27 protein-coding genes are annotated in these 24,640 nt (G+C 64.4%); 18 read left to right on the top strand and 9 right to left on the bottom strand.

Features of this window, described 5'->3' with window-relative positions:
* Positions 1 to 10: 10 nt before the first annotated feature.
* The gene (locus D6201_RS09400) at positions 11 to 811 is read left to right on the top strand and encodes a thiazole synthase (RefSeq protein ID WP_422664700.1); all 801 of its coding nucleotides are present in this window, start codon (positions 11 to 13) and stop codon (positions 809 to 811) included.
* A gap of 59 nt (positions 812 to 870) precedes the next feature.
* Positions 871 to 1,398 (top strand): hypothetical protein, encoded by a 528-nt coding sequence (locus tag D6201_RS09395; protein WP_120048554.1) that lies wholly within the window; start codon positions 871 to 873, stop codon positions 1,396 to 1,398.
* A gap of 517 nt (positions 1,399 to 1,915) precedes the next feature.
* On the opposite strand, the gene D6201_RS09385 is transcribed toward D6201_RS09395, so the two are convergent.
* The 3 genes from D6201_RS09385 to D6201_RS09375 all read right to left on the bottom strand — a co-directional run bounded on the left by D6201_RS09385 (position 1,916) and on the right by D6201_RS09375 (position 6,561).
* Positions 1,916 to 3,712 carry an AMP-dependent synthetase/ligase gene (locus D6201_RS09385; protein WP_120048552.1) on the bottom strand — a complete coding sequence of 599 codons (1,797 nt, stop codon included), beginning with the start codon at positions 3,710 to 3,712 and terminating at the stop codon, positions 1,916 to 1,918.
* Between the two features lie 94 nt (positions 3,713 to 3,806).
* A complete protein-coding gene (ggt, locus tag D6201_RS09380; protein WP_120048551.1) occupies positions 3,807 to 5,522 on the bottom strand; it encodes a gamma-glutamyltransferase in 1,716 nt (571 codons plus the stop codon).
* A 10-nt stretch (positions 5,523 to 5,532) separates the two neighbouring features.
* Complete coding sequence (locus tag D6201_RS09375; RefSeq protein WP_120049324.1) at positions 5,533 to 6,561, bottom strand: quinone-dependent dihydroorotate dehydrogenase; 1,029 nt, start codon at positions 6,559 to 6,561, stop codon at positions 5,533 to 5,535.
* Positions 6,562 to 6,831: 270 nt separating this feature from the next.
* Between D6201_RS09375 and D6201_RS09370 the strand changes: the two genes are divergently transcribed.
* From D6201_RS09370 to D6201_RS12840, 10 genes are all read left to right on the top strand, one after another.
* The gene (locus D6201_RS09370) at positions 6,832 to 8,628 is read left to right on the top strand and encodes a DUF885 domain-containing protein (RefSeq protein ID WP_120048550.1); all 1,797 of its coding nucleotides are present in this window, start codon (positions 6,832 to 6,834) and stop codon (positions 8,626 to 8,628) included.
* Between the two features lie 349 nt (positions 8,629 to 8,977).
* Positions 8,978 to 9,388: an SUF system Fe-S cluster assembly regulator gene (locus D6201_RS09365; protein ID WP_120048549.1), complete on the top strand. Its 411-nt coding sequence runs from the start codon at positions 8,978 to 8,980 to the stop codon at positions 9,386 to 9,388.
* A complete protein-coding gene (sufB, locus tag D6201_RS09360) occupies positions 9,385 to 10,866 on the top strand; it encodes a Fe-S cluster assembly protein SufB (RefSeq protein WP_120048548.1) in 1,482 nt (493 codons plus the stop codon). Before D6201_RS09365 ends, sufB begins: the two co-directional genes overlap by 4 nt.
* 153 nt (positions 10,867 to 11,019) lie before the next feature.
* On the top strand, positions 11,020 to 11,577 hold the full coding sequence (locus D6201_RS09355; RefSeq protein WP_120048547.1) for an endonuclease domain-containing protein: 558 nt from the start codon (positions 11,020 to 11,022) through the stop codon (positions 11,575 to 11,577).
* The gene (gene sufC / locus D6201_RS09350) at positions 11,577 to 12,326 is read left to right on the top strand and encodes a Fe-S cluster assembly ATPase SufC (RefSeq protein ID WP_120048546.1); all 750 of its coding nucleotides are present in this window, start codon (positions 11,577 to 11,579) and stop codon (positions 12,324 to 12,326) included. The genes D6201_RS09355 and sufC overlap by 1 nt, the downstream gene beginning before the upstream one ends.
* Positions 12,323 to 13,096, top strand: a complete 774-nt coding sequence (locus tag D6201_RS09345) for a SufD family Fe-S cluster assembly protein (RefSeq protein ID WP_120048545.1) — start codon at positions 12,323 to 12,325, stop codon at positions 13,094 to 13,096. Before sufC ends, D6201_RS09345 begins: the two co-directional genes overlap by 4 nt.
* A complete protein-coding gene (locus tag D6201_RS09340; RefSeq protein WP_120048544.1) occupies positions 13,093 to 14,280 on the top strand; it encodes an aminotransferase class V-fold PLP-dependent enzyme in 1,188 nt (395 codons plus the stop codon). The genes D6201_RS09345 and D6201_RS09340 overlap by 4 nt, the downstream gene beginning before the upstream one ends.
* The gene (locus tag D6201_RS09335; protein ID WP_120048543.1) at positions 14,280 to 14,786 is read left to right on the top strand and encodes an SUF system Fe-S cluster assembly protein; all 507 of its coding nucleotides are present in this window, start codon (positions 14,280 to 14,282) and stop codon (positions 14,784 to 14,786) included. The genes D6201_RS09340 and D6201_RS09335 overlap by 1 nt, the downstream gene beginning before the upstream one ends.
* Positions 14,786 to 15,142, top strand: coding sequence for a HesB/IscA family protein (locus tag D6201_RS09330; protein WP_120048542.1), 357 nt, complete (start codon positions 14,786 to 14,788; stop codon positions 15,140 to 15,142). The genes D6201_RS09335 and D6201_RS09330 overlap by 1 nt, the downstream gene beginning before the upstream one ends.
* A gap of 65 nt (positions 15,143 to 15,207) precedes the next feature.
* Positions 15,208 to 15,426, top strand: coding sequence for a hypothetical protein (locus D6201_RS12840; RefSeq protein ID WP_133303987.1), 219 nt, complete (start codon positions 15,208 to 15,210; stop codon positions 15,424 to 15,426).
* A 3-nt stretch (positions 15,427 to 15,429) separates the two neighbouring features.
* On the opposite strand, the gene D6201_RS09325 is transcribed toward D6201_RS12840, so the two are convergent.
* Entirely contained in the window at positions 15,430 to 15,864 is a 435-nt protein-coding gene (locus tag D6201_RS09325; RefSeq protein ID WP_120048541.1) for a hypothetical protein, read from the bottom strand.
* 1 nt (position 15,865) lies between these two features.
* The gene (locus D6201_RS09320; RefSeq protein ID WP_120048540.1) at positions 15,866 to 16,573 is read right to left on the bottom strand and encodes an EI24 domain-containing protein; all 708 of its coding nucleotides are present in this window, start codon (positions 16,571 to 16,573) and stop codon (positions 15,866 to 15,868) included.
* A gap of 61 nt (positions 16,574 to 16,634) precedes the next feature.
* Here D6201_RS09320 and D6201_RS09315 point away from each other — a divergent pair, with 61 nt between their 5' ends.
* On the top strand, positions 16,635 to 17,633 hold the full coding sequence (locus D6201_RS09315; protein WP_120048539.1) for an adenosine kinase: 999 nt from the start codon (positions 16,635 to 16,637) through the stop codon (positions 17,631 to 17,633).
* Positions 17,634 to 17,663: 30 nt separating this feature from the next.
* On the opposite strand, the gene purD is transcribed toward D6201_RS09315, so the two are convergent.
* Entirely contained in the window at positions 17,664 to 18,944 is a 1,281-nt protein-coding gene (gene purD, locus D6201_RS09310) for a phosphoribosylamine--glycine ligase (protein ID WP_120048538.1), read from the bottom strand.
* Here purD and xseA point away from each other — a divergent pair.
* The 4 genes from xseA to D6201_RS09290 all read left to right on the top strand — a co-directional run bounded on the left by xseA (position 18,943) and on the right by D6201_RS09290 (position 22,550).
* Positions 18,943 to 20,391 (top strand): exodeoxyribonuclease VII large subunit, encoded by a 1,449-nt coding sequence (xseA, locus tag D6201_RS09305; protein WP_120048537.1) that lies wholly within the window; start codon positions 18,943 to 18,945, stop codon positions 20,389 to 20,391. The two genes, purD and xseA, sit on opposite strands and share 2 nt — an antisense overlap.
* A 41-nt stretch (positions 20,392 to 20,432) precedes the next feature.
* On the top strand, positions 20,433 to 20,636 hold the full coding sequence (locus D6201_RS09300; protein WP_120048536.1) for a DUF2093 domain-containing protein: 204 nt from the start codon (positions 20,433 to 20,435) through the stop codon (positions 20,634 to 20,636).
* A gap of 116 nt (positions 20,637 to 20,752) precedes the next feature.
* On the top strand, positions 20,753 to 21,562 hold the full coding sequence (locus D6201_RS09295) for a M23 family metallopeptidase (protein WP_120049323.1): 810 nt from the start codon (positions 20,753 to 20,755) through the stop codon (positions 21,560 to 21,562).
* 10 nt (positions 21,563 to 21,572) lie between these two features.
* Complete coding sequence (locus D6201_RS09290; RefSeq protein WP_120048535.1) at positions 21,573 to 22,550, top strand: esterase-like activity of phytase family protein; 978 nt, start codon at positions 21,573 to 21,575, stop codon at positions 22,548 to 22,550.
* 39 nt (positions 22,551 to 22,589) lie between these two features.
* Here the strand turns inward: D6201_RS09290 and rpmB are convergent, their stop codons facing one another.
* Positions 22,590 to 22,880 (bottom strand): 50S ribosomal protein L28, encoded by a 291-nt coding sequence (rpmB, locus tag D6201_RS09285; protein ID WP_120048534.1) that lies wholly within the window; start codon positions 22,878 to 22,880, stop codon positions 22,590 to 22,592.
* A gap of 108 nt (positions 22,881 to 22,988) precedes the next feature.
* Between rpmB and D6201_RS09280 the strand changes: the two genes are divergently transcribed.
* Positions 22,989 to 23,444 (top strand): nucleoside deaminase, encoded by a 456-nt coding sequence (locus D6201_RS09280; RefSeq protein ID WP_120048533.1) that lies wholly within the window; start codon positions 22,989 to 22,991, stop codon positions 23,442 to 23,444.
* 42 nt (positions 23,445 to 23,486) lie between these two features.
* On the opposite strand, the gene D6201_RS09275 is transcribed toward D6201_RS09280, so the two are convergent.
* Both D6201_RS09275 and D6201_RS09270 read right to left on the bottom strand, forming a co-directional pair.
* Positions 23,487 to 24,206, bottom strand: a complete 720-nt coding sequence (locus D6201_RS09275) for a ribonuclease T2 family protein (RefSeq protein WP_120049322.1) — start codon at positions 24,204 to 24,206, stop codon at positions 23,487 to 23,489.
* 16 nt (positions 24,207 to 24,222) lie between these two features.
* Positions 24,223 to 24,633 carry a hypothetical protein gene (locus tag D6201_RS09270; RefSeq protein WP_120048532.1) on the bottom strand — a complete coding sequence of 137 codons (411 nt, stop codon included), beginning with the start codon at positions 24,631 to 24,633 and terminating at the stop codon, positions 24,223 to 24,225.
* Positions 24,634 to 24,640 lie beyond the last annotated feature (7 nt).

The raw sequence follows: 24,640 nt of genomic DNA, 5'->3' as shown, positions 1-24,640 counted from the left end.
CGCGCGTCCCATGACCGATATGTCCACCGAATCCGCCGCCAGCAACGATGGCTGGGAAGTCGCGGGCCACCGTTTTACCAGCCGCCTGATCGTGGGCACCGGCAAGTACAAGGACTTCGCCCAGAACGCCGCCGCGGTCGAGGCTGCCGGGGCCGAAATCGTCACGGTGGCCGTGCGCCGTGTGAATATCTCCGATCCCAATCAGCCGGTGCTGATGGATCACATCGACCCGAAAAAGGTCACATATCTACCCAATACCGCCGGGTGCTTCACCGCCGACGAAGCGATCCGTACGCTGCGCCTGGCGCGCGAGGCGGGCGGCTGGGATCTCGTGAAGCTGGAAGTGCTGGGCGAAGCGAAGACGCTCTATCCCGACATGCGCGAAACCCTGACCGCCTGCGAAACGCTGGCCGGTGAAGGGTTCAAGCCGATGGTCTATTGCGTGGATGATCCCATCGCCGCGAAGCAGCTGGAAGAAGCGGGCGCGGTGGCGATCATGCCGCTGGGCGCTCCCATCGGCTCCGGCCTCGGCATCCAGAACCAGGTGACCATCCGGCTGATCGTCGAGGGCGCGAATGTGCCGGTGCTGGTGGATGCGGGCGTCGGCACCGCGTCCGACGCGGCCGTGGCGATGGAGCTCGGCTGCGATGGCGTGCTGATGAACACCGCCATCGCCGAGGCGAAAGATCCGATCCGCATGGCGCGCGCGATGAAGCTGGCCGTTCAGGCCGGGCGCGAAGCCTATCTGTCCGGGCGCATGGGACGCCGCAAATATGCCGATCCCAGCTCGCCGCTGGCTGGGTTGATTTAGACAAACCCAATCTTAACCATCCTGCGCGATGGTCGGCCCATGGAAACGAGGGGCCGCCCATGACCGCTGCGAAAACCGCATCGATGACCATTGCCGAAATGCGTGAGTTCGCGAGTTTCGCGAACCATGAACGCGCTTTCATCGAACGTGCGCTCGATATCGGTATGGGCAGGGGTGACGCTTTCAAGGTCTGGAGCCGCGCTGAGGCCGATCAGCGGGCCATTCGCGGACAATATCTGGCCTATCGCGAGCTTCGCCAGCTGCGCGCAATGGTACCGGACGAAAGCGGCTTCGATGGTATCGGCGGCTTCATGGGCTCGCTGATCCGCATCGCCGCGCAGGATCTGGCGCAGGAGCAGCTGGACGGCTTTTCGGCCTTCCGCTTCCTCTACGAGCGCCTGTTGGGGCCCGATGCGAGACCTTTTCTGCCCGCCGCGTTCTGCGGTGCGGCCGCCTTGCCGCAGATCGCCCCGGAGCGGCGCAAGCTGCTGCTGCAGAGCCTGTCCGAAGCGGCGGCGACGGCACCTGCCTGGTCCCCCCGTGCGCCTGGCTTCTATCCTGAAAAGGTAAGCAGCGAGGCGGCATGAACGCTCCCGCCGGCGCTCTCGTCTCGGCGCTTCCCGACCGCGCGTGCGGACCGCACGAATGGCGCGGGCGGTGTCTGGACATTTTTTCTCGTGCAGAACAGCCTGTGTTCAGGGCGTGCGAAGTTGCACGTGATCGCGGTCTAGTTCGGAAGGTCGAACATTTGGCGGGCCAGAGGCTCGATAGTCTGCACGGGGTGATCGGCAACCATTCTTGGCCGACCAAGCAGGGCGAGGCGATAAAAAACGCGTTAGCGCAGTGGAAGGCAGTGAGAGAGCGCCGCTCGTTCATCGCGCATGGCCGAATGACTGTGAGCTTGCAGCAGTCAGGCGAATGGGTGGCTCTCCTCGACCTTACGGTTTTTCATGCCAATTTGCGCACTGATGACCGATGGGCAGTAACCGAAAGCGAGGCGACACAGTTCTTGGACGAGATCATGAGAGCATCCCATAATCTCGGCACTCAGCTCGGTCAGGTCCGTGAGGCTATGCAGAACGGGCTCAGATCAACCACAGAGACTCAGTAAAGCCCGTCCAGCCGCTCTCCGTATGTTTCGCGGATCTGGTGGCGGCGTATTTTCATGGTCGGCGTCATCATGTTGTTGTCGACCGTGAAGGGTTCGTCCGCAAAAGCGAATTTGCGCACCTTCTCGATGACCGACAGGTCCTGATTGGTGCGATCGACCGCGGCCTTGATCGCGCTGCGGAAGCCGGGATCGGCGGTCAGCGTCGGCATGTCGTGCTCGACGCCATGGTCCTTCGCCCATTGCTGCGACCATTCGGGATCTGGCACAATCAGCGCCACCATGTAGGGGCGCTGGTCGCCGACGATCATCGCCTGGCTGATTTCCGGCTGCAATGTCAGCATGCCTTCCAGCTTTTGCGGCGCGACATTGTCGCCCTTGTCGTTGACGATGATGTCCTTCTTGCGATCGGTGATCTTGATCCGGCCCTTCTCGTCGACATGCCCCACATCGCCGGTGTGCAGCCAGCCGCCTTCGAGCGTGCGTTCGGTATCCTCGGGCCGCTGCCAGTATCCCTTCATCACCAGCTCGCCGCGCACGAGAATTTCGCCATCTTCGGCGATCTTCACCTCGACATCGCGCAGCGGCGGGCCGACCGTGTCCATCTTCAGCCCTGCCTTGGGCCGGTTGCAGCTGACGACCGGGCCACTCTCTGTCTGGCCGTAGCCTTGCAGCATGGTGAGGCCCATCGCCTCGAAGAAATTGCCGACTTCGGGATTGAGCGGCGCCCCGCCAGATACCATCGCTTTCATGCGGCCGCCGAATTTCTGCCGGATCTTGGGGCGCAGCGTGCGTTCCAGCAGCAGGTCCATCGGCCGGTCACGCAGGCGCTTGCGGCCCGAGCGGATCTCGTGCTGGCTGATGATGAGCGCCTGCTCCATCAGATAGCTGGCGAACTTGCCCTGCTTTTCCACCTGTTTCATGATTCGCGTGCGCAGCACTTCGAAGAGGCGCGGCACGACGACCATGATGGTCGGGCGCACTTCCTCGATATTGCTGGCGAGCTTCTCCAGCCCTTCCGAATAGTAGATTTCCGCACCCGCCCCGATGGGCAGGAACTGGCCGCCGGTATGCTCATAGGCGTGGCTGAGAGGCAGGAAGGACAGGAAGCGTTCGTCGCGAATGCCGAAGTCCTCGATCAGCACTTCAGCCGCGCCCGCGACGTTGCACAGCACCGCGCCATGGGGCTGCATCACGCCGCGCGGTGCACCGCTCGTCCCGCTGGTGTAGATGATGCAGGCCGTGTCGCTGCGCTGGATATCGGCGATGCGCGCATCGACGGCCTTGCGCGCGGCATCGGCATCGCCTTCCATCATTTCGTCCCAGCTATGCGGTGTGATCGCGCCGCTCTGCGACGATGCGATAGGCTCGATAGCGATCATGTGGTCCGCGCGGCCCGTTTTCATGATCGCGGGGACGAGCGGCTTGGCAAGCCTTGCGTTGGATACGACGATCGCGCTGGCGCCCGAATCATCGAGAATATGCGCATGATCCGCCTCGGTATTGGTGGTGTAGGCTGGCGTGGTGATGCACCCTGCGGCCATGATGGCGAGATCGGCGATGCACCATTCGGGCCGATTTTCCGAAACTATCACGACCCGATCGCCTTCGCGCAGACCGATCTTGCGGATGTTTTCCGCCATCAGGCAGACGCGGCGGGCCGTGTCCGCCCAGCTGATCGTCTGCCATTCGCCATCCGCCTTGAAGCCGAGGAAGGGCGCATCGCCCCTTTCGTCCGCGCGCTGCAGAAACAGCGCGACGAGGTTCTGCGCATTGTCGATATCGCTGAGCACCGGGCGTTCTCTCCTGTTGCCGGTTTTCCGGTCGTGTCTTGTGAAACCGGGTTACGCCGCCGCTTGTTCCGGGGCAAGCCGTGGCGAGCGGACGTTATTCCGAGACTGCGGCACCCTCGCTGCGCGGATCGGCAGCCCCAATCCAGCGGCCGTCGCGATACTCGACGGCATTGGCCTTCAGCGGCAGACCGCGCATCTGGACGGTATGGCCGAGCGTCTCGAGCGCAGCCACGATGGCGGGATCGAACAGGCCTTCCTCCAGCGTCACCGTATCGCCCGGCGAATAGAGTGTCGGCAGCGCGATGGCTTCCTGCGCGGTAAGATCCCAGTCGATATAGCCGATCAGCGCCTTGGCGACCTGCACCGGAATGGTCGATCCGCCAGCCGCGCCGAGAGCCAGCACCGATCGTCCGTCGGCATCGAACACGATGGTGGGCGACATGGAGCTGCGCGGCCGCTTGCCGCCTTCCACCCGGTTCGCGACAGGCACGCCGTCACGCTCCGGCCGGAAGCTGAAATCGGTGAGCTCGTTGTTGAGATAGAAACCGCTGAACACGAGGCCCGAGCCGAACGCACCCTCGATCGTCGATGTCCAGGACACGACATTGCCGTTGCTGTCCACGACGGAGAAATGGCTGGTTCCATTTTCGGTCGGCTCATCGCCATCGGCTAGCGCCTGTGTGGCTCCGGCAGGCGCGCCGGCCTCCACGCTTGCCCTGCGCGATGCGGGGTCGATCAGCATGCTGCGTGCGGCAAGGTATGCTGGGTCGGTCAGTCCGGCGACCGGGACCGGCACATAGTCGCTGTCAGCAAGATATAGCTCGCGGTCCGCATAGGCGAGGCGCTGGCTTTCGGCGAAGAGGTGCCAGGCCATGGGCGATGACGCACCCAATGCGCCGATATCGAAACGCTCAAGATGCCCGAGCATCGCCAGCACCGTTGTCGCGCCCGAGGAAGGCGGCCCCATGCTGCAGATCCGGTATTCGCGATAGGGGCCGCAAACGGCATCGCGCGGGATCGCTTCGTAGCTGGTGACGTCGCCGAATTGCATGTATTCGTCGCGCGGCGTGCGCTCGGCGACGTAATTCGCGAGGTCGGCTGCAACGCTGCCCTCATACAACCAGTCCGGACCTTCTTCGGCCAGGCGGCCCAGGGCAAATGCAAGATCGCCATTGGTGATCCGCGTGCCGACTGGCGCGACATTGCCCTCGGCGTCCCAGAAGAGGAACGGCAGTTCGACATCGTGCGTGGCGCGCTCTTTGCTCCGTTCGGCGAATTCAGCGCCGCGCTCGGTGAGCAGCCAGCCGTCTTCGGCCAGGCGAATGGCGGGCTGGAAGAGATCCGCCCAGGGCAGTTTGCCATGCCGCTGGTGGGCTTCCGCCGCAAGCGCCAGATTGCCCGGCACGCCGACGCTGAGGCCGGTCAGCACAGCATCGCGATAGCCGAGGGGTTCGCCGCCCTCTGCGAGAAACCACGCTGGTGTCGCCGCGGATGGCGCGGTTTCGCGCCCGTCGATCGTCTCGAGCGCGCCATCGGCTCCCGCGCGCACAAAAAACCCGCCGCCACCAATGCCCGAACTCTGCGGCTCGACAACGGTCAACGCCAGCATCACGGCGATGGCGACATCGGTCGCGCTACCGCCCTGCCGAAGGATCTGCGCACCCGCCTGCGCCGCACGTGGATCGGCGGCGCTGACGACTCCGGTGAAGGATCGTTCAGGGGCTACAAGAGGCGCTTCGGGGGCGGTGAGGGTCGTCTGGCAGCCGGTGAGGGCCAGGGCGGTGCAGGCAAGCGCGATGCGAAATGTCATACGTGCGGTGCTATTCGCTTCCGACCGCCTCGGCAATGGACGCGAAGCCGTCCCGCCGCATCAACTTTTCAAGACCGGCTGTGATATCCCTTGCGACGCCCGGCCCGCGATAGACCGCCGCGCTGTAGAGTTGGACGAGGCTCGCGCCTGCGCGGATGCGCTCCCACGCCTGTTCTGCCGTGGCGATCCCGCCCACGCCGATCAGCGGCAATTCGTCACCCGCCACCGCGTAAAAGCGGCGCAGCTGTTTCAGGGCCAGCAATCGCAGCGGCGCGCCGGAAAGGCCGCCCATCTCCTCCGCATGCTGCGAACCGAGCGGCGGGCGCGAGATGCTTGTGTTGGAAACGATGAGTGCGGCGATGCCATTGTCGATCGCGGTGCGTACGATCCGCTCGTGATCGCCGTTCTCGAGGTCGGGCGCGACCTTGAGAAACACTGGCGGATCGCTTGCCCGCCGGTCCGCCGCGATCGCTTCGAGCAGCGCTTCCAGCTCACCCTCGGCCTGCAAGCCGCGCAGGCCGGGCGTGTTGGGCGAGCTGATATTGACGGTGAGATAATCGGCGACAGGCGCCATGCACGCGATCCCGGTCAGATAGTCCGCAACGCGGTCGGTGGTCTCCTTGTTCGCACCGACATTCACGCCGACGATCCCTCGCCGTCTGCGCCGCATGAGCCGCGCATTCGCCGCTTCGAGCCCGCCATTGTTGAAGCCCATCCGGTTGATAACCGCGGCATCCTCGACCAGTCGGAAAAGGCGCGGCTTCGGGTTGCCGGGTTGCGGCAGCGGGGTGATCGAACCGACTTCGACATGGCCGAACCCCATGCCGAGCAGAGCATCGGGCACTTCGGCATCCTTGTCGAACCCCGCCGCCATGCCGAGCGGATTGGGAAAGTCGATCCCCGCCACACGCACCGCGAGCGGCCCGCTTGGCTCGGGCGGCTTGCCGGTCGGCTTCGCCTTCAGCGCCGCAATGGCAAGCCGGTGGGCACGTTCGGGATCCAGCGCGAAGATCGCGGGGCGAAGGAGCGAATAGATCATGCGCGCCGTCTGCCGCCCTCCGAAGCGCAGCGCAATGGCGATCGCATTCGCAACCCACGCCGCGGCCCGCATGTCGCCTTCTTACAAGAAACTGTCATGCGAATCGGCTAATACACACCTGCGACCCGAAGGGCTTGGTGCGCAGCAGCGTATTGAGTTCTCACCTATAGAGGGCGGTTCTTCTTGCGAAGGACCGCCCCTTTTTTACGGTCTTTTATCGCCTGGCGGTTTGGCCTACCGCTCCCGCGAGATTTGACGAAGGGTCCGCAAATGAAACTCGCTTACACCGCCGCCGCTGTCGCAGTGCTTGCGCTCGCTGGATGCACCGCCACGCAGCAGCCTCCCGCCAGTATGGGAGCTGTAGGCAGCGTAGAAGCTGCCGACATCGATACGTTTTTCGAGCGGTATGACGAGGCCAGCCTCGAGCTTTCGCCGGAAAGCAAGGCGTATCGCGGCATTCGCGACGAGGATTACGGCGAATGGAACGACGCGTCCGCCGCCGCCGATGCGCGCCAGCGTCAGTTGCGGCAGGACTATCTCGCCCGCATGCGCACCGGATACGATCTGGATGCGCTGGGCGCGCAGGGGGCGCTGTCCTACCGCCTGTTCGAAGCCGTCGCCGCGCGTGACGGGCTGCTCGATCCCTACGAGGAATACGGCTACATCTTCAACCAGATGACCGGGCGGCAGAGCGGCATTCCGGCCTTTCTCATCAATACCCACACCGTGACGAACATCTCGGATGCCGAGGCCTATATCGAGCGGATTCGCGGCATCGGGCCCCTGATGGACACGCTGATCGCCCGTGCGGCGCAGCGGGCCGCCAATGGCATCATGCCAACCGACTGGGTCTATCCCTACGTGCTGTCGGATATCGACAACATCCTCGAAGCGGGGCTCGACAATGCCGTGCTCGAGGATTTCGGCGGAGAGGTCGATGCGCTGGATATCCCCGTGCCGGAAAAGGAAGCGCTGAAGCAGCGCGCGGCGCAGGCATGGCAGTCCCACGCCGCACCCGCCTATGGGCGGCTTCGTTCCGAAATGCTGCGCCAGCAGGCCATCGCGCCGAGCGACGATGGCGTGTGGCGGCTGCCAAATGGCGGCGAGTATTACGACGCGCTGTTGAGCTATTACACCACCACCGATCTTTCGGCGGACGAGATCCACGATATCGGCCTTCGCGAAGTGGACCGGATCCACGGCGAGATGCGCGAGATCATGGAGCAGGTCGGCTTCGAGGGGAGCCTGCAGGACTTCTTCCAGTATACCCGCACGGACGATCGCTTCTATTTCGACACCCGCGAGGAATATCTCGCCGAGGTGGACCGCGTGGTCGCGGCGATGAACGAGCGGCTGCCCGACTACTTTATCACGCTGCCGGAATACGAGCTAGTGGTGAAGCCGGTCGAGGCGTTCCGCGAGCAGAGCGCGGGCAAGGCGTTCTACCAGAGCCCCGCGCCCGACGGTTCGCGGCCCGGCACCTATTACGTCAATCTCTACAATCTCAAGGACATGAGCCGGAACGAGCTTGAAGCGCTCGCCTATCACGAGGCCAATCCCGGCCACCACATGCAGCGCGCGATCCAGACCGGGCTCGACGGCCTGCCCGCCTTCCGCCGCTTCGGGGGCTTCACTGCCTACACCGAAGGCTGGGGGCTCTATTCGGAAGAACTGCCCAAGGAGATGGGCTTCTACACAGATCCCTATTCCGATTTCGGACGGCTGGGCATGGAATTGTGGCGCGCGGCGCGGCTGGTGGTCGATACCGGCATCCACTCCAAGCGCTGGACCCGCGCCGAAGCCATCGCCTATCTCACCGAGAACACGCCCAATCCCGATGGCGACATTCGCAAGGCAATCGAGCGCTACATCGTCTATCCCGGGCAGGCGACCGCCTACATGATCGGCAAGCTGAAGATCATGGAACTGCGCGAACGCGCGCGCGAGGAGATGGGCGAAGATTTCGACATCCGCGAATTTCATGAAGTGGTGCTGGTGAACGGCCCGGTACCGCTGGATATCCTAGAGGAGCAGGTCGAGGAATATATCGCGAGCGGTGAGGTTTGATTTGTTTGCTTTTCGCTCACGCCTCCGCATCTGTTTGCTTTAGGTCCGCGCATCCGCGCGGACATCCTCGTTAGACGCGCAGCAGCGCTGCGCCCGCTACGGACGGGCGTTCGCCCTTGCCTCGCTTCGCTCGGAGCTCCGCGAAGCCTTTTCGATCTTGCGCTAGGATCGGGCGCGACCAGCGGCCGACAGAGCGCGAATGCGCGACCGCAGGTGCCGCGTAGCGAAGCGGAGCGAATAGCACCGAGGACGAAGCCGCGGAGGCGGCTTCGCAAGACAAGTAATGCTAACGACTCGCAACAGGCGGGTTTCGCTTGAAATCGGACCGATTTGCTCCGATTTGGGCCGCATGCGCCTCAGCAACCTTGCAGATTACGCCGTCGTCACGATGAGCGCCGCGGCCCGCCATTGCGGCGGGGGTCGCACATCCGCGTCCGAACTGGCGGGCGAAACCGGCCTGCCGGTGCCGACCGTGCAGAAGGTCGTCAGCAAGCTGACCGCAGCCGGACTTCTGCGCTCCACGCGCGGCGCGGGCGGCGGATTGCAACTTGCGCGCCCGGCGGCGGCGATCAGCGTGGCCGATATCGTCGAGGCGATCGAAGGTCCGATCGCACTCACTGCTTGCGTTGATGGCACAAACTGCGCGGTGGACCACGATTGCAGCGTGAAGCCGCATTGGCCGATCATCAATTCCGCGCTTCGCGGCGCACTTGCGGACATTCCGCTCACCCAGCTCACTCGCTCGAAAGAAATGGCATGACCGACACCGTCGACATTCAGGACAGAGAAGCCCGCGAGGCCGCCGACAAGGCTGCCGAGTACGAGCATGGCTGGTCCTCCGATATCGAAACCGAATACGCCGAGAAGGGCCTGACCGAAGACACGGTGCGTTTCATTTCGGCGAAGAAGAACGAGCCGCAATGGATGCTCGACTGGCGGCTCAAGGCTTTCCGCCTGTGGCAGGATATGGAAGAGCCGAACTGGGCGAAGCTCGGCTATCCCGAGATCGACTACCAGGACGCCTATTATTACGCGGCGCCGAAGAAGAAGGTGGAGCTCGAATCGCTCGACGAGCTCGATCCGGAAATCAAGTCGGTCTACGACAAGCTCGGCATTCCCGTGGCGGAGCAGGAAGTGCTCGCCGGGGTGAAGGGCGCGCGCAAGGTCGCGGTGGATGCGGTGTTCGACAGCGTTTCGGTCGCCACCACGTTCCGCGAGGAGCTGAAGAAGGCGGGCGTCATTTTCCTCTCCATCAGCGAGGCGATCCGCGAATATCCAGACCTCGTGAAGAAGTGGCTCGGCAAGGTCGTGCCGCAGCGCGACAATTATTTCGCCACGCTCAATTGCGCGGTCTTTTCGGACGGCACCTTCGTCTACATTCCCGAGGGTGTGCGCTGCCCGATGGAACTTTCCACCTATTTCCGCATCAATGCCGAGAATACCGGCCAGTTCGAACGCACGCTGATCGTGGCTGAGAAGGGGTCTTACGTCTCCTATCTCGAAGGCTGCACCGCACCGATGCGCGACGAGAACCAGCTGCACGCCGCCGTGGTCGAGCTGGTCGCGATGGAAGATGCCGAGATCAAATATTCCACCGTGCAGAACTGGTACCCGGGCAATTCCGAAGGCGTGGGCGGGATCTACAATTTCGTCACCAAGCGCGCGCTATGCCAGGGCGATCGCTCGAAGGTGAGCTGGACGCAGGTCGAGACCGGCAGCGCGGTGACGTGGAAATATCCGTCCTGCGTTCTCAATGGGAAGGACAGCGTGGGCGAGTTCTACTCGGTCGCCGTCACCAACAATCACCAGCAGGCCGATACCGGCACGAAGATGATCCACAATGCAAGCGGCACCCGCTCCACGATCATTTCCAAGGGCATCAGCGCGGGCAAGTCGAACAACACCTATCGCGGCAAGGTGGCCATCGCCGCCAATGCCGACAATTGCCGCAACCGCACCGAATGCGATTCGCTGCTGCTCGGCAGCGAATGCGGCGCGCACACCGTGCCCTATATCGAGGTGAAGAACCCCACCGCGCAGATCGAGCACGAGGCGACCACGTCCAAGATCAGCGACGACCAGCTGTTCTACGCCATGCAGCGCGGACTGGACGAGGAAGAGGCCGTGGCGCTGATCGTCAACGGCTTCGCGAAGGAAGTGCTGAAAGAGCTGCCGATGGAGTTTGCGGTCGAGGCACAGAAGTTGCTGGCGATTTCGCTCGAGGGGAGTGTGGGGTGATGCGGGACTGGATGATCATCTTCGGTGCGATAGCGATCTGCGGCGGCCTCGCCGGGGCAGGACTTTTGTCTCCCGTCGCGGTGGCAATCGGATTGCCCATAGGCCTTGCAATGTGGGCGGTGCTGAGAAAGCCGGCAAAGCTTGAACCGAACGATGACTGATCGCAAGACCCTCAACCTCCGCGACACCGTCGATGCCGAACCGCCCGCGCTCAAGAAGAAGGGCCGCGGGTGGGAGATTTCGGACAAGCGGCTCGACGTGCTGCACGATCAGGCGCGCGACATGAAGCGGCATGCGTCCGAGGCGCACAAGGCGCTGGCCGAGCGGTTCGCCAAGGCCGATCTGGGCAAATACACCTTCAAGCGCTTCGCCGTGGTCGGCAGCGCGATTGTCGATTTCAATTGCCACAATCTCGGCATGGCCATCGTGATTGATGAGGAGGGCGACAATGAAGCCCTCAACCGCCGCCGCGACAAGTCGCTCGAGGCCGTCGGAGTGCGCGTGATGCATATCAAGGCCGCCGACATCCTCGAGAATATCGACGAGGTGCTGCAGCGGATCACGCTCGGCATGCGCCAGCGCATTGCCGACAAGGCCGAAGCGCGCCGCCAGCACTTTGCCGAACACCCACGCCAGACCAAGCCCCGCTACGACCGCGACGGCAACGGCCCGCCGCGCGACGGCCCACGCAAGACTTACCGGAAAGACTGATGCTGAAAATTGAAAACCTCTCCGCCGAAATCGACGGCAAGCAGATACTCAACGGGCTGAGCCTCGAAGTGAATGCGGGCGAAATCCACGCGATCATGGGCCCCAACGGCGCGGGCAAGTCGACGCTGGCCTATGTGCTGGGCGGCAGGCCCGGCTACGAGGTGACCGGCGGCTCCGTGCAGTTCGACGGCAAGGACCTGCTCGACATGGACCCGCACGAGCGCGCCGCCGCGGGCATGTTCCTCGGGTTCCAGTATCCGGTCGAGATTCCCGGCGTATCCAATGTGCAGTTCCTGCGCGAAGCGCTCAATTCGCAGCGCAAGGCGCGCGAGGAAGAGCCGCTGTCTGGAGGCGAATTCCTGAAGCTCGCCAAGGAGAAGGCCGCGCTGCTCAAGCTCGACATGGAAATGCTCAAGCGCAACGTGAATGTCGGCTTTTCGGGCGGCGAGAAAAAGCGCAACGAGATGGTCCAGATGGGCATTCTCGATCCCGCCTTCGCCGTGCTGGACGAGACCGATAGCGGCCTCGACATCGATGCGCTGAAAGTCGTGGGCGAAGGTATCAACGCGATCATGCGCCAGCCTGAAAAGGGCGTGCTGCTGATCACGCATTACCAGCGCCTGCTCGACTATGTGCAGCCCGATTTCGTGCACATCCTCGCCAATGGCAGGATCGTGAAGACCGGCGATGCCGATCTCGCCCGGCAGCTCGAAGCCGAGGGCTACGATGCGGTGATGGAGCCGGCATGACCGACGCTGCGACCCTTCCCCGCCCGACCAATCGCGACGAGGACTGGCGCTATTCAAATGGCGCATTCCTGGCCGAGGCCGATCCGCGCGCCATCAATCATTGGCGCACGCTGGAAGTGCCCGCGGGCGAGACGCGTTTCGAATATGCCGCCCACACGTCCGGACCCGAAGCGAAGGGTTCGATCGACCGGCTGCGCGTGCATCTTGGCAAGGGCGCGCGCTTCGAAAGCTTCCAGATCCTGGCGGGGCATGGCTATGATCGCATCGAGATCGAAGTCACGCTGGAAGAAGGCGCGCATTTCGAGTTCGGCGGCGTGACGATCGGCGGTGGCGACGCAACGCAGGAATTCGTCACGCGGGTAATTCATACAGAGCCCAATGCAACGTCGAACCAGACGGTGCGCGCGGTGCAATGGGGCAAGTCGACCGGCAATTTCCTCGGTCGCATCGAGGTCGCGCGCGATGCCCAGAAAACGGATGCCGCCCAGAATTTCCGCGCCATCCTGCTGGAAAAGGGAGCAACGGCAAACACCAAGCCCGAGCTCGAGATTTTTGCCGACGATGTGCTCTGCGCTCACGGCGCGGCGATCGGCCAGCTGGACGAGATGGCCGCCTATTACATGGCGAGCCGCGGGATCGAACCGGCCCTCGCGCGCAAGCTTCTGGTCCAGGCATTCATCGGCGATGCCTTCGTCGAATGCAGCGATCCCGATGTCCGCGATCGGATGATGAAAAAGGCGCTGGAGAAGCTGGGCGAGGCCGAACTGTGAGCGGCGTGGCCACACTGTCCCGCAAGGCGGACTTCCCGGGCCTCGTCACCAGGGATGGCGCGCCGTGGCACTATCTCGACAGTGCCGCCACCGCGCAGAAACCGCAGGCGGTGATCGACGCGATGACCAGTGCGCTGGGCGAGGATTACGCGACCGTGCATCGGGGCGTCTACGGACGTTCGGCGAACATGACGCTCGGCTACGAAGCGGCGCGGCGCAAGGTCGCGGCGCTCATCGGCGGGGCGGAAGACGAAGTCGTGTTCACGCGCGGAGCCACCGAGGCGATCAATCTCGTCGCCTACAGCTATCCCGAAAAGGGCCGCGTGCTGCTCTCCGAGCTGGAGCACCATTCCAATATCGTGCCGTGGCAGCTGGCGGGCTGGCAGGTCGATGTCTGTCCGCTGACAGACGACGGCCGGATCGATCTCGACGCGGCGGAGCGCATGCTGACCCGCGAGCACACGATGGTCAGCTTCGCGCATGTCTCGAACGTGCTCGGCTCGGTCCTCGACGCAAGGCGTGCTGCCGAGCTTGCCCATGCAGTCGGCGCGAAGCTGCTGCTCGACGGATGTCAGGCCGTGCCGCGCCTGCCCGTCGATGTCGCGGCGCTCGACTGCGATTTTTATGCGTTCAGCGCGCACAAACTCTACGGCCCGACCGGAATCGGCGCGCTATGGGGCCGAGCCGATCTGCTCGATGCCATGCCCCCGTGGCAGGGCGGCGGGGCGATGATCGACCAGGTCGGCTTCCAGCGCACGACCTATGCGCCCGCTCCGCAGCGTTTCGAAGCCGGAACGCCCGCCATCACCGAGGCGATCGCCTTCGGCGCGGCTTGCGATTACGTCGCCAATGCCGGCATCGAAAGCATCCACGCGCATGAGGCGCGGCTGGTGAAGCAGACGCGCGAGGCGCTTGGCGCGATGAACGACGTAACGCTTTACGGGCCGGAAGACAGCGCCGGGATCGTCAGTTTTCTGATCGACGGTATTCACCCACACGATCTCGGCACCATATTGGATGAAGAGAACGTCGCCATTCGCGCCGGTCACCACTGCGCGCAGCCGCTGATGGAAAAGCTCGGCATACCCGCAACGGCGCGCGCCAGCTTCGGTATTTACTCGGACGAGGACGATGTCGCCGCGCTCATCCGCGGCATCGAACGCACCAAGAGGATTTTCGGCTGATGGAACAGCACAAGGATGAAAAGGACTATGTCGCGGCGCCCGCGCCGAACGAGCAGGTCGTGGCTGAAAAGCCCCCCCGCGCGCGCGTGTCCGATGCCGCGCTGCCGGAAGAGACGGCGGGGGAGAAGCTGGAGCGCAAGCGCGATTATCTCGACGGTTTCCTTGCCAAGAAGCCTGAAGGCGTCGCTCCCGGAGAGCCGGGCGGCGAGCTGCATCAGTCGGTTATCGACGCGCTGAAGGACATTTTCGATCCGGAAATCCCGGTAAACATCTACGACCTCGGCCTGATCTACAATGTTGAGGTTGCAGAGGACGCGGATGTGAAGGTGACGATGACGCTCACCACGCCGCACTGTCCCGTCGCCGAGACGATGCCGAACGAGATCGAAATGCGGGTGATGAACCTGCCCGGCGTGCGCGATGCCGAGGTCGTGGTAACTTGGGATCCGCCATGGGACCCGTCCAAGATGAGCGATGAGGCCCGCCTCGAATTGGGGATGCTGTGATGGCCGATGTTAAGACTCGCGAAATCCCTGCCGCCGTCGAGCTGACGCCCGCTGCCGAGCAGCGCGTGGCGGACCTGATGGCGAAAGCGCCGGATGATGCGATCGGCGTGAAGCTGTCGACACCGCGCCGCGGCTGCTCCGGCCTTGCCTACTCGGTCGATTACATCACCGAGGAAGTCGCTTTCGACGAGAAGATCGAGACGCCGGGTGGCACATTCTACATCGACGCGGCCAGCGTGCTGTACCTGATCGGCAGCACTATGGACTGGGTGGAAGACGATTTCACGGCCGGCTTCGTCTTTGCAAATCCGAACGCCAAGGGCGCGTGCGGTTGCGGCGAAAGCTTCATGGTCTGAGAGCAATCTCGCTTCGCGCCTTTTCCGCTATGGATTCGACTGTGTTGCTGTGATATGACACCGGCATGGCATCGCCGGATCCTTCACCGCGCCGCACGCGCTTTCACCGTAGAAACGGTTTTATCGAGAGAGTGATGGCGCGCTATCGCGGCGAAGATATCGAGCTGCAGATCCGGCGCGACAGCCGCAAGCGTCCGCCGGGGATGGCTCCGGCTCTCGTCGAGCCGCCTCGCGGCCCCCTCCCCTTATCGGGAGGCGCCGAAGCGCCGCTCGAATTCGACTGACGATCAGCCCGGCTGAGACAACGCCTCAATACAGGCGAGGCGATCGACCGGTGCGCCGTCAGATGCGCGCCTTGTCTCGATCCATGTGGCCACCGGCTCCGCGCCGGGGGCGAGTGGGTACAGAAACACATCGAGCACGCATGCCGTACCTGTGAATTGCAGTTTGCGCATGTCGCCCTCCGTCACGTTGAGGCGCGGCTGGCCGAAGCGGCGCACAAGGCTTGTTGCCGGTTCGCGGACGATCCCGCTCAGCCCCGGCGCTTCGAGGATCTGCGGCTGGCGGAAACCCGCGCCGGGCTGGGCCACGACCGGCCGCGTCGGCGGCACCTGCGTTTGCACCGGGTCGCGCGGCGGCGCGGGCGGCACCTGCGTCTGCGGAACCACGGTGGCGCAGGCGGAAAGCAGTGCGGCGGAAAGGATGGTTAAGGCCAGACGCATATCAGGAAGCTCTACCTTTTCGGTTGCTACGATGAACGAGATGTGTCGCGCTCGCCGCGCCGAGCACGGGAGCGAGAAAATTGACGAAGGGCACGGCGAGCATGGCCGCGATCACGCCGCCGAGCAGGAAGCGTTGCCCGCGCGCCAGCGGTGCTGCTTGTGAGCACTCCTGCCGATAGCGCAGCCAGACCATGTCCTGCAGCTCACGCCCCAACAGCACAGCATTGACCAGCCAGAACACGGCGAATGTCCCAACGCCGGTGAACAGCAGGACCAGCGCGATCGGCGCGGCGATGATATTAGCGACAAGCGCTCGCCCGGCGGAGCGCATCGCATTGGCCATCTGCTCGCCGAAGGGCAGGTGACGCGCGGCGCTTGCCTCGTCAGGATAATGGCGTCGCTCCACCGCCAGCACCACGTCCTCGGCAAAGAACTGCACCACCGCCATCGCTACCACACGCCAGACGATCCACAGGCCGAGCAGCGCCAGCACCAGGGCGAGCGCTTCGCGTACCGCGCCCGCGCCGGCGAAAAGGCCATCGCCGATGGCATAGCGCGCCAGCGCCCAGTCGAGCGCGTACCAGCCTGCAATCGTCACCAGCACGAAGGCGATCAGCGTCACGCCGATGCTCTTCAGAAGCACCCGCAGAACGGCGCCGTCGAACAGCTGCCCGAAGCCCAGCGCCAGCGATGTCGGAAGCGATGCCATCGCCGCTTGCGATTGCGCGGGCCTTGCGCCAAGTCAACGCCGAACCGTTCAAGGAGACTGCATGACCGCCCCCCGTTACGACGTAATCGCCATCGGCAATGCCGTGGTCGACGTGATCGCTTCCTGCGAGGACGAGCTGATCGACGAACTCGGCCTCAATCGCGGCGGCATGACGCTGGTCGACGCGGATGGCGCGAAGTCGCTTTATGCCGCGATGGGGCAGGCGCGCGAGGTTTCCGGCGGTTCGGCGGCGAACACGCTGGCGGGCGCGAGCATGCTGGGCCTGCAATGCGCTTTCGTCGGGCAGGTGTGCGACGACCAGCTGGGCGAGGTGTTTACGCACGACATGCGCGCCACCGGCATCGATTTCGACACGCCTCCGCTGCCGGAAGGCTCCGCGCCGACAGGCCGCTGCCTGATCTTCGTTACTCCTGATGGGGAGCGGACGATGAACACCTTTCTCGGCGCAGGACAGTCGCTGCCGCGCGAGGCCTTGGACGAGGAACTCATCGCGAGCGGCGCGATCCTTTATCTCGAAGGCTATCTCTGGGATCCGGAAGAGCCGCGCAAAGCCATGCGCCGCGCCATCGAAGTCGCGCGGGAGGCGGGCCGCAAGGTGGCGTTTACCGCCAGCGAAAGCTTTGTGATCGACCGCCATGGCGACGATTTCCGCGCCATGATCGAAGATGGCGTGATCGACATCCTGTTCGTCAACGAACATGAGCTGGCAACGCTTACGGGAGAGGACGATTTCGATGCAGGCCTCGCCGCGCTGGAGGGCAAGGTGCCGGTGCTGGTCGCCACGCGCAGCGCCAAGGGCGCGGTCGCCATCGCTGACGGCCAGCGCGCCGAAGTCGCCGCCGAACCGATCGACAAGGTCGTCGACACCACCGGCGCAGGCGACCAGTTCGCTGCCGGTTTCCTGTCGGGCCATGCGAAGGGCGAGCCGCTCGAAAAGTGCCTGAAACGCGGCGCCGTCGCGGCGGCGGAAGTGATCTCCCATTACGGCCCGCGGCCGGAGGTCGATCTGAAAGCGCTGATGGGTGAGAAGCTGGGGTAAGCGAAAGCGAGCTCGAGGCAGCGCTCCTCCTCAACCCCGCTCCAGCTCGCGCCAGCCGATATCGCTGCGGTAGAAGCCGGTGGGGAAGTCCACTGTCTGAACTGACGCATAGGCCGTGTCGCGCGCCGCCTTCGTGTCGCTTCCCAGCGCGGTGACATTGAGCACGCGGCCGCCATTGGAGACCAGCCGGTCGCCCTCTCGCATTGTCCCGGCGTGGAAGACCTTTGTGCCATCGGCTTCCGCATCGGCGAGATCGATCGCGCCGCCTTTTTCGGGTGTGCCGGGATAGCCCTTCGCGGCCATTACCACCGTCATCGCGGTGTCACTCGCGAATTCCGGCTCCGGCATGTCGCCTAGCGTGCCGTTCGCGCAGGCGAGCATGTAATCGGCGAGGTCGCTTTCCAACCGCATCATCAGCACCTGGCATTCGGGATCGCCGAAGCGGGCATTGTATTCGACCAGCTTCGGCCCCTCGTCGGTCAGCATCAGCCCCGCGTAGAGCACGCCCGAATAGGGCATGCCGTCCGCCGCCATCTGCCGCACCGTGGGCGCGACGATGCGCTCCATCGCCTCGCGCTGGAGAGCATCCGTCAGCACAAGGGCGGGTGAATACGCGCCCATGCCGCCGGTGTTCGGGCCGGTGTCGCCTTCGCCCACGCGCTTGTGATCCTGCGCTGTGCCGAAGGGGACGATCGCCTCGCCATCGGTAAGCGCGAAAAAGCTGGCTTCCTCGCCCGCCATGAATTCCTCGATCACCACTTCGGCCCCGGCCTCTCCGAACGCGCCGCCGAACATGTCGGCCAGCGCCTCATGCGCTTCCGCTTCACTTTCGACGATGACGACGCCCTTGCCCGAGGCGAGGCCATCGGCCTTGAGCACGAAGGGCGGAGCAAAGGTCGCGAGGGCGGACTTCGCTTCGTCCAGCGAGGTGCAGCGCACATAGGCGGCGGTGGGGATGCCCGCGCGCTCGCACATTGCTTTGGTGAAAGCCTTGCTGCCCTCGAGCTGGGCGGCAGCCTTCGAGGGGCCAAACACCGCCACGTCGGCGGCGCGCAGACTGTCGGCGAGGCCATCCACCAGCGGCGCTTCGGGGCCGATGACGACGAGGCCGATATTCCGCTCGGCGCAGAAGCCGATCACAACGCCATGATTCTTCGCATCCAGCTCGACCAATGTGGCGCATTCCGCCATGCCGGGATTGCCGGGGGATACGTAGAGCGTTCCGCCCTCTTCGGAGATCACGCGCGATTGCGCCAGCTTCCAGCACAGGGCATGTTCGCGCCCGCCCGAACCCAGGACCAGGATATTCATGGCAGGCCAAACTCCCTACGACGACGACACGGCAGATGACGGGCTGGTAGCCAAGGGCCGCGACGGGGACAATGCCGCGCCGCTCTCGATCACCGAACTCTCGCACGCGCTGAAACGCACGGTGGAAGATCGCTTCGGCTTCGTGCGGCTGCGCGGGGAGCTTTCGGGCGTCAAGCGGGCGGCGTCGGGCCATCTCTATATGAGCCTAAAGGACGAGAAATCCGTCCTCGACGCGGTGATGTGGAAGTCCGCCGCGCCGCGCCTCGCCTTCGTGCCGGAGGACGGGATCGAGGTTGTCGCGAGCGGCAAGCTCACGACCTATCCCGGCCGCAGCAAGTATCAGATCGTGGTCGAGCGGATGGAGATCGCTGGCGAGGGCGCGCTGCTCGCCCTGCTGGAGAAGAACCGCAAGCGTTTCGAGGCCGAGGGTCTGTTCGGCAATGTCCGCCGCCTGCCCTTCGCACCGCGCACGATCGGCGTTGTAACTTCGCCGACAGGCGCTGTGATCCGCGATATTCTCCACCGCTTGGAAGACCGCTTTCCGTCGCATGTCATCGTGTGGCCGGTGATCGTGCAGGGGCAGGGCGCGGCGGAGCAGGTGGCGAAGGCCGTTCGCGGCTTCGGCGCGCTCGAGCCGGGCGGCGCGGTGCCGCGCCCGGACCTGCTGATCGTCGCGCGCGGCGGCGGCTCCATCGAAGATCTGTGGGCCTTCAACGAGGAAGCGGTTGTGCGCGCCGTCGCCGAATCGCCCATCCCGGTCATCAGCGCAGTGGGACATGAGACCGACACCACGCTGTGCGATTACGCCGCCGACATGCGCGCGCCCACGCCCACCGCGGCGGCCGAGCTGGCGGTGCCGGTGAAGCGCGACCTTGCCAACACGCTGGACGATCTCGCCCTGCGTCAGCGCAAATGCGCGATCCGTCCTGTAGAACTTGGCCGCGAGCGGCTTGCGGCGCGGGCAGAGCGGATGCCGCAGCCGGCTCAGCTGCTTCAGCCTCATGCCCAGCGGCTCGATGAACTCGGCGAAAGATTGCGACGCGGGCTGGTGGACCGGGCGGCGAAGGGGCGTGAGCGGCTTGCCGATCTGCGCCTCTCGCCCGCGATCCTGCGCGGAAATCTGCGCGACGCGCGCCAGCGGCTGGGCGCGGCGCGCCTGACGCCGCAATTGATCGAGCGGCCCATTGCCGAGCGGCGCGAGCGACTCGGATCGCTGGAGCGGCTGCGTCTGCAGCTCGACCCGAAAGCGCCCCTTCAGCGCGGCTACGCGCTTGTCTGCGCTCCGGGGCACCCTGTCATCACCTCGCGCAAGACCGCGAGCGAGCAGCCGATCCTCACCCTCGAATTCGCCGATGGGACATTGCAGGCCGTACCGGGCGACGCGCCCCGCAAGACGGTGAAGCGCAAGGCGAAGCCGCCCGAAAGCGGGCAGCCGAAACTTCTCTAGCCGAAATTGCTTTAGCGTCCGCCAGCGCCTAACTAGGCGCCATGCTGATGAATTCCTCCGACCAGCCCGCAACGCTTGTCTACGGCCCAAATGGCTTTCGTGTCATTCGCCCGGGCCATTTCGTCACCTGCGCGATGAGCGGGGTGCCCGTGCCGCTGGAAGAATTGCGCTATTGGAGCGTGGACCGGCAGGAGGCTTACGCGAGCTGCGAACTGGCCACGCGTAGGGCGCTCGAAGAGCTGTGATAGCGCGTTTCGCGATTGCATCCGCCGGTTTGCTTCTGGCCGCCTGCACGGTTGTCCCGCCGGCAAATGAAAGCGCTTCTCCGGCGCCGACCGTCGAGATCGTGCAGCCGGTCCCGATGCCCGCACCCCTACCGACACCCACGCCGGCGCCGACACCCGCAGGGCCGACCACATTCCTCTATGATGGCGAACTGACGCAGGGCGGCTGGATGCGCGGGACTGCGCCCGCCGGAACGGTCTCCGCCCGGTTGGGGGAGCAGGAGCTGGATCTGGGAGCGGACAACCGTTTCTTCGCAGCTTTCGACCGGGATTCGGGACGGGAGACCGAACTGGTCGCCACGCTTGCCGATGGCCGCAGCATACGCAGTCCTGTCGCGGTGTCGCCGCGCGAGTGGGACATCGAGCGAGTGAATGTCGCGCGTCGTCCTGGTGGTGCCAGCGCGGCCTTCATGCGCCGCCGCCAGCCGGAACTCGATGCGATCTGGGACGCGCGCACGGCAGAGGCGGATAGCGATGGCTGGCGCGAGGATTTCATCTGGCCGGTCACGGGGCGCATTTCCGGCCGCTTCGGATCGCAACGCATCTATCGCGGGGAGCCGGGGAGCTATCACTCCGGTCTCGACATCGCGCGGCCCACCGGCACGCCCTTCGTCGCGCCAGCATCGGGTGTGGTGACATTGGCAACGGACACACCTTTCAGCCTTGAAGGCTATCTTCTCATCATCGACCACGGGCAGGGCCTCAACAGCGCTTTCCTGCACATGGACCGGATCGATGTGCGCGAGGGCGAGCGGGTCGAACAGGGCCAGCAGCTCGGCACGATCGGATCGTCGGGACGGGCAACGGGGCCGCATCTGCACTGGAGCCTTAAATGGCATCTGACACGACTCGATCCGCTCCTCTTCGTCGGGCCGATGCCGGAGTGATGGCGCGCGCATGACTGCGCCGCGAACTCGCCGCAAACGGCTCTTTGCAATCGCACTGGTCGCGCTCGCGCTCTCGCCGGGGCTGTTCTGGCGCACACCCCTGCCGACCGAACCGACCGAGGCGATCGACATCGGGCGACTGAAACCGGGCGACCTGTCGCGAAGCGTGGGCGCCTTCACCCGTGAAGGCCTGTGGCAGCTTCGAAGCGAACACGACCTCTTCGGTGGTTTCTCGGCACTGCTGCTGGAGGGGGACAGTCTGCGCGCTTTTTCCGACCGTGGCGCAATCCTCACGGTGAACCTGTCCGGCAATACGCCGGATCCAGACCGGCTTGATCTGCTCGGTGACCGGTGCAGGTTCGAACACTTCCCGCCGGATATCGAATCGGCGACGCGCGATCCGGCGACGGGCCGGTACTGGCTCGGTTTTGAGAACGGGAACACGCTGCTGCGATACACGTCCGGTGGCGAGCACGACGGCGCGCTGCGACCTCGGCAATGGATGCGATGGCCGGCCAATGCCGGCGCCGAAGCGATGGCACGATTGGCGGACGGCCGGTTCATCGTCTTGCCCGAAGGCAGTCGTACAGGCCTCCTGCACCCAAGCGATCCGCTGTTCAGGAGGCCAGCGGGGACATTCGCTTTTTCGCTGCCCGGCGACTACGCGCCGACCGATTTGGCCGTGTTGCCCGATGGCGGTCTTCTCGTGCTGATGCGCGAAGCCGTGCTAGGCGTGCCACCCTTCACCGCCGCGCTCGGCATTGCCGATCCTGCGGATGCGCAGACCGGGTCGATGGAGGTGCAATTGCTCGTCGATCTCGATCGATTGCTTCCGCGGGAGAATTACGAAGGGCTGTCTCTGCGCCAAACAGAAAATGGACAGGTCGAGATCTGGATCATTTCGGACGACAATCTGGCGTCCTTTCAGCGAACGCTGCTGGCGAGACTGGTCTACGATCCCACGCACGAAAAAGCGCGCGGGGACTAAGCCACCGCGCGCTCCTTGGTGATTAGTTTGTCGCGACGTTTAAGCGGCGTCCGCCATCGCCTTCTTCAGCTCGCGCTTCACCTTCAGGGCGCGGGTCGAAAGCTTTTCGTCGCTCGTCTTCATCAGCCAGTTGTCGAGGCCGCCATTGTGCTCGACGCTGCGCAGTCCGTTCGTGCTGACGCGGAACTTGAACGCGCGGTCCAGCTTTTCGCTCAGCAAAGTGACGTTCTGCAGGTTTGGCAGGAAGACTCGCTTGGTCTTGTTGTTGGCGTGGCTGACATTGTGGCCGACCTGGCGGCCTTTGCCGGTAAGTTCGCAGATGCGCGACATGGCGAATTCTCTCGTTCGAAACGGGTTCGTGGATCAGCTTGTAGCTGGGAAAGGCGCGCGCATACAGGGGGGGTGGAGATTCGTCAAGCGAACAGCTAGCGCGAAAGCATGGCGAAATGGCCTCTCCCCGAACCGATGAAGCGCGCGCTGGAGCTTGCGCGGCAGGCTGCCGAAGCTGGCGAAGTGCCTGTGGGCGCGGTGGTCGTCAAGGACGGGCGCGTGGTGGGCGAAGGGCATAATCTGACGCGGCGCGATTGCGATCCGAGCGCCCATGCCGAGATCGTCGCCATGCGCGCGGCCGGACAGGCGCTGGGCAGCGAGCGGCTAACCTGGTGCGATCTCTATGTAACGCTGGAGCCTTGCGCGATGTGCGCCGGGGCGATCAGCCATGCTCGTATCGCGCGCCTGTATTACGGCGCAAGTGATCTTAAGGGCGGTGGCGTGGAGCACGGCGCGCGCGTTTTTTCGCACGACCAATGCCTGTATGTGCCGGAGGTGTATTCCGGTGTCGGCGAGGGTGAGGCGGCGGAATTGTTGCGCGGATTCTTTAAAGAGCGTCGCTAAGATGCCTATTCGGAAGGTGCGCGGGTGCGGTCGAGCTGCAACTCACATTCCTCGCCAGATCCGCACTTCCGCATCGTCATCCGGCCCATAGCGCCGGGCGTCGCAGGCTCTCGGCATGAAGTCTGCACCGTAGCATAGGCGCATTTCGCGCAGCCAGCCGCGTTCGTTGACGACGAGGCCGACATCCTCCGCGTCCCAGTAGGGATTGGCTTCGGCGAAAGTTGTGCGGATGTCGCCCGCGGTCAGGCCGTCGCGGCGGGAGAGGCGGTCGAAATCGGGCCAGCGCAGGCTCTCCCAAAGAATCTGCGTCACGCGCAGATAAGTGCCAGGCTGACGTGTCATGCAGCTGCCATGCTTTGCCCATTGCCGCGCGATGAGGGCGGTGTCCGGCTGCATGCAGAGCGCGCCGCGCGCTTCGGCAGGCTCGACCCGTTCGCGTGTGGGGCACCATTGCGGCCAGCGTCCGCCGGGCCCGTCCGGCCACAACCCGTGCACGACGAAAGCGAAACGTCCTGCGCGGCCCGAGCATTGCCTCGCATGGCGTGCGCTATCCTCGCGGAAACGGCAGAATTCCGGGCTCCAGCTGAGCGCGAGCGTGTAGCCGGTCACGCGCGTCTGCCGCACCGGTCCGTCGCGCTGGATATCGGGAATGCTTATTCCGCCCTGCGGCACACGGCATTGATAGGCTTGTGCCATCGATTGCACGGGCATGGCGAGAAGAGCCAGCCCTGTGGCGAGACCAGCCAGTTTCATACGGCGCATCTTGCCAACGAAGGCCTCATCGCGGCTTTTCGGCAAACCATGCGCGCGCATCGGCGCGAAAGGCGAAGAACAGCGCGACGGCTTTCAGAAGCACACTGATGAGCTGGGTGAAGCTGATCGTCCCCATGCCAGTCGCCACCAAATAGGGAATGGCCAGGCCTTGGTAGAGCAGCAGTAGAAGGATGGCCCAGCGTGCCCAACCCATCCGTGCCCGCGAAACGAGGGCCCAGAGCAGGAGGCTGACGCCAAGCGTGATCGCATAGCCCACGGCCAGCGATACGCTCGCATAATCCTGCAAGCCGTCCTGCGCCAATTGCGCCGCGGCGGCGCGCAACTGGCTGTCCCAGTTCATCAGCATGCTGATGACGGTCACGACAATCGCGGTGAGGTAGAATATGTCGAATTTCCGGATCGATCCCGGTCTCATGGTGCGC

This window comes from Aurantiacibacter aquimixticola, assembly GCF_003605475.1.
In the GTDB taxonomy this organism is placed as follows: domain Bacteria; phylum Pseudomonadota; class Alphaproteobacteria; order Sphingomonadales; family Sphingomonadaceae; genus Alteraurantiacibacter; species Alteraurantiacibacter aquimixticola_B.
Note: the sequence above shows the minus strand (reverse complement) of the source record. Positions and strands in the feature narration are given on the sequence as shown.